Here is a 3,965-nt window from a genome sequence, read left to right as displayed (position 1 = left end):
GCCTTCTACCAGCACGTCGCCGTGGTAGAGAGCCTCGAAATCAGCCTTGATTACGTCGGCACTCGAATCATCGATCCACATGTAGATGAGCCTATGAGCCCGCATTAAGGAATCTTTGAGTCACGATTCGGAAAACATTGGCAATATTACCGTCGGGTAGGGTTTTCACGCTGTGGACCCGACGTCCGGCATCCCGGATATTGGTCAGGGATCGAATTACCTGGCGATAGGCTCCGCGGAATGTCGTGGTTAACCGGCGTTGCGTTGAACTCTCGCGGATGCCGGGTACGTATCTATTGCTAAGGCGTTGAGGGGCGCGCTACACACCTGTATGAGCTAGGTTATCGCTGATAAGTTAGCGCCGATATCCGCGGCGGAAGGACACGCATGTTGCAGCGAATCGCTCGCCTTGCCATCGCCGCGCCGCGCCGAATACTTCTCATCGCAGGCCTGGTCATGGTCGCGGCCGCAATATTCGGACTCCCGGTCGCCCAGAGCCTCTCCGCCGGCGGCTTTCAGGATCCGGAGTCGGAGTCGGCGCACGCCCTTCACCTCTTGACCGACAAGTTCGGGCAGAGCGATCAGCAGCTGGTGATCCTGGTGACCGCGCCGGGCGGCGCGCACAGCGACCAAGCCCGCCAGGTCGCCACCGGCATCGTCGATCAGGTGAAACGGTCGGCCGGGGTCTACAACGTGTCCTCGGCGTGGACCGGACCTAGCGCCAGTCCGCCGCACCTGGCCAACGATCTGGTGAGCAAGGACGGCAAATCCGGGTTGATCGTGGCCAACCTCGAAGGCGGCGAGAACTACGCGCAGAACTACGCCAAGGCCATCGCCAAGCAGGTCGCGCACGACCGCGACGGGGTCACGATCCGCGCCGGCGGGGTGGCGATGGCCTACGACCAGATCAATCACCAAAACGAGCGTGACCTGTTACTGATGGAGTCCTTGGCGATTCCGCTGAGCTTTCTGGTGCTGGTCTGGGTTTTCGGCGGGTTGCTGACCGCGGCCTTGCCGATCGTCCTGGGTGGGCTGGCGATCGTCGGCTCGATGTCGGTGCTGCGGCTGATCAGCTTCGGTACGGATGTCTCGACCTATGCACTAAACCTGAGCAGCGCGCTGGGCCTGGCCCTGGCCATCGATTACACCCTGCTGATCATCAGCCGCTATCGCGACGAGTTGGCCGATGGCAGCGGTCGAGACGAGGCGCTGATCCGGACCATGGCTACCGCCGGGCGGACGGTGCTGTTCTCGGCAACCACCGTCGCATTGTCGATGGCGGTGATGGTGCTGTTCCCGATGTACTTCTTGAAATCCTTTGCCTACGCCGGAGTGGCCACCGTGGCTTTCGTCGCGGTGGCGGCGATCGTGGTGACACCGGCGGCGATCGTGCTGCTCGGGCCGCGGTTAGACGCGCTGGACGTCCGCCGGCTTGGACGGCGGATTCTCGGTCGCCCGGATCCGGCGCACAAACCGGTGGAGCAGCTGTTCTGGTATCGGTCGACCAAGTTCGTGACGCGCCGGGCGGTTCCGGTCGGTCTGGCCGTCGTCGCGTTGTTGCTGCTACTCGGGGTTCCGTTCCTCTCGGTGAAGTGGGGTATGCCCGACGACCGGGTGCTGCCGCGATCGGCCTCGGCGCATGCGGTCGGTGACCAGTTGCGCCGCGACTTCACCGATGACTCGGCGACGGCGGTGCCCGTTGTCATCCCCGACATCGGCGGGGTGAGCCCGGCCGAGCTCGACCGATACGCCGCCGACCTGTCTCGGGTGCCCAACGTCTCGGCGGTATCCGCTCCGACCGGAACGTTCGCGGCCGGCAACCGTGTCGGGCCGCCATCCGCGCCCACCGGGATGACCGGCGGCAGCGCATTTTTGACCGTCGCAACCACCGCCCGGCTGTTCTCGCAGGCCTCGCAGACCCAGCTCGACCGGTTGCACGCCGTGGCCGGACCCGCCGGGCGGTCGGTAGAAATGGCCGGACTGGCGCAGATCAACCGCGACAGCGTGCACGGGATCACTACCCGACTACCGGTGGTGTTAGGTCTCATCGCGGTGATCACCTTCGCGCTGCTGTTCCTGCTCACCGGCAGCGTGGTGCTGCCGCTGAAAGCTCTGGTGTGCAATGTGCTGTCGCTTACGGCGGCGTTCGGAGCGCTGGTGTGGATCTTCCAGGACGGCCATCTCCGCGCATTGGGGACCACTCCCAGCGGGACGCTGGTCGCCAACATCCCGGTGCTGTTGTTCTGCGTCGCGTTCGGCCTGTCCATGGATTACGAGGTGTTCCTGGTTTCCCGGATACGGGAGTACTGGTTGGCGTCCGTCGCGGCCCGTCCCGCGACGGCGAACAACAGAACAAAACGTGCCGACAACGACGAAAGTGTGGCCCTCGGGCTGGCCCGGACCGGCCGCGTCGTTACCGCCGCCGCACTGGTGATGTCGATTTCGTTCGCAGCGTTGATCGCTGCTCAGGTGTCATTCATGCGGATGTTCGGTCTCGGGCTGACGCTCGCAGTGCTGGCCGACGCCACGCTGGTGCGGATGGTCCTGGTTCCGGCGTTCATGCATGTGCTCGGCCAGTGGAGTTGGTGGGCGCCCAAGCCACTGGGCTGGCTGCATGATCGGTTCGGTATCAGCGAGTTGGTCGATGGCGCGACCCTGCCGGAAACGGCTGATCGTTCGAACGGGCGGCATCGCCGCGAAGACGTCGACCCGGCGGTGCCCATCGGCGGTCGGGCCGCGCGCTCCGCCGCGACAGTCACCGACAATGGCTAGCCCGGCCGGCCCGGCAGCGGACAACCTTCGCCGTCGTCGTGCACCTCGTGGATCCGGCGATCTGCTGCGCGACCAAATCCTGGACGCCGCAACCGACCTCCTGCTGGAAACCGGGCACGCCAAAGCGGTTTCGATTCGCTCGGTGGCACACCGGGTAGGGGTGACGCCGCCGTCGATCTATCTGCATTTCGAAGACAAAGACACCCTGCTCGACGCCGTGTGCGCACGCTACTTCGAGAAGCTCGATGAGGAAATGCAGCGGGTCTCCGCGAGGCAGCCGTCCACCATCGAGGTGCTACGTGCGCAAGGGCGGGCATATGTCCAGTTCGCGACCGAGACCCCGGAGCTCTACCGGATCGCGACGATGAGCGAGTGGCGCTCGGGCAGCGACGTCGACGCAGCGCTGGCCAGCTCGGCGTTCGAGCACATGTGTGCCACCGTGCGGTCGCTGATGGACGAGGGCGTCTGCCCGCCAGGCGATGCCGCGACCGTCGCCCTGCAGCTGTGGAGTGCTGCGCACGGGGTGGCATCGCTGATGATCGCCAAACCACACCTGCCGTTCGGCGACCCAGAAGAGTTCGCCGACCGGGTGCTCGGTGCGGTGTTTTGCGGGCATGTCGTGGAGGGGCTCGCCGGCGCCGATGCCACCCCGCAGCAGACGGTGGAATGGCTGATGGCGGCAGGCTCTTTGCAGAAACGGACAGAAGGTTCACCAGCGTGACGTCTTCGCGCCAGCGGCCCCCGGTAACGGTCGACAACCCGTTCTTCGCCCGGGTCTGGCCCACGATCGCCGCCCACGAGACCGAGCAGATTCGCGCGCTCCGTCGGGAAAACCTCGCCGGCTTGTCCGGCCGGGTCCTCGAGGTCGGCGCGGGCATTGGGACCAACTTTCCGTTCTACCCGGATTCCGTCGCGCAGGTTGTGGCGGTCGAGCCCGAGCATCGGCTCGCCGTGCGAGCGCGCGACGCGGCCGCCGACGCAGGCGTTCCAGTCGTGGTGAGCGATGCGGCAGTGGAGGATTTCTCGGCCGATGAGCCTTTTGACGCGGTGGTGTGCTCGCTGGTTCTGTGCTCGGTGAATGACTCCAATTCAGTTCTGCAACAACTATTTTCGTCGTTGCGTCCGGGTGGCGAGCTGCGCTATCTGGAGCATGTGGCCAGCGGCGGGATTCGCGGCCGATTCCAGCGGCTCGC

At 65.3% G+C, this 3,965-nt stretch carries 3 protein-coding genes; all 3 read left to right on the top strand.

What is annotated here, in order from left to right; genetic code table 11:
• Positions 1-387: 387 nt before the first annotated feature.
• Positions 388-2,772 (top strand): MMPL family transporter, encoded by a 2,385-nt coding sequence (locus tag WBF82_RS06795; protein WP_424382304.1) that lies wholly within the window; start codon positions 388-390, stop codon positions 2,770-2,772.
• The gene (locus WBF82_RS06790; RefSeq protein WP_424382303.1) at positions 2,765-3,493 is read left to right on the top strand and encodes a TetR/AcrR family transcriptional regulator; all 729 of its coding nucleotides are present in this window, start codon (positions 2,765-2,767) and stop codon (positions 3,491-3,493) included. Before WBF82_RS06795 ends, WBF82_RS06790 begins: the two co-directional genes overlap by 8 nt.
• Positions 3,490-3,965, top strand: a 476-nt coding sequence (locus WBF82_RS06785) for a class I SAM-dependent methyltransferase (protein ID WP_424382302.1), incomplete at its 3' end; no start/stop codon positions are given. The genes WBF82_RS06790 and WBF82_RS06785, both read left to right, overlap by 4 nt.

Source organism: Mycobacterium sp. (genome assembly GCF_049673265.1).
Lineage (GTDB): Bacteria > Actinomycetota > Actinomycetes > Mycobacteriales > Mycobacteriaceae > Mycobacterium.
This window is presented reverse-complemented; position numbering and strand designations above follow the sequence as displayed.

Coding starts and splice junctions, on each gene's coding strand:
- WBF82_RS06790 (WP_424382303.1), top strand. CDS start 2,765: ATGGCTAGCCCGGCCGGCCCGGCAGCGGACAACCTTCGCCGTCGTCGT.
- WBF82_RS06795 (WP_424382304.1), top strand. CDS start 388: ATGTTGCAGCGAATCGCTCGCCTTGCCATCGCCGCGCCGCGCCGAATA.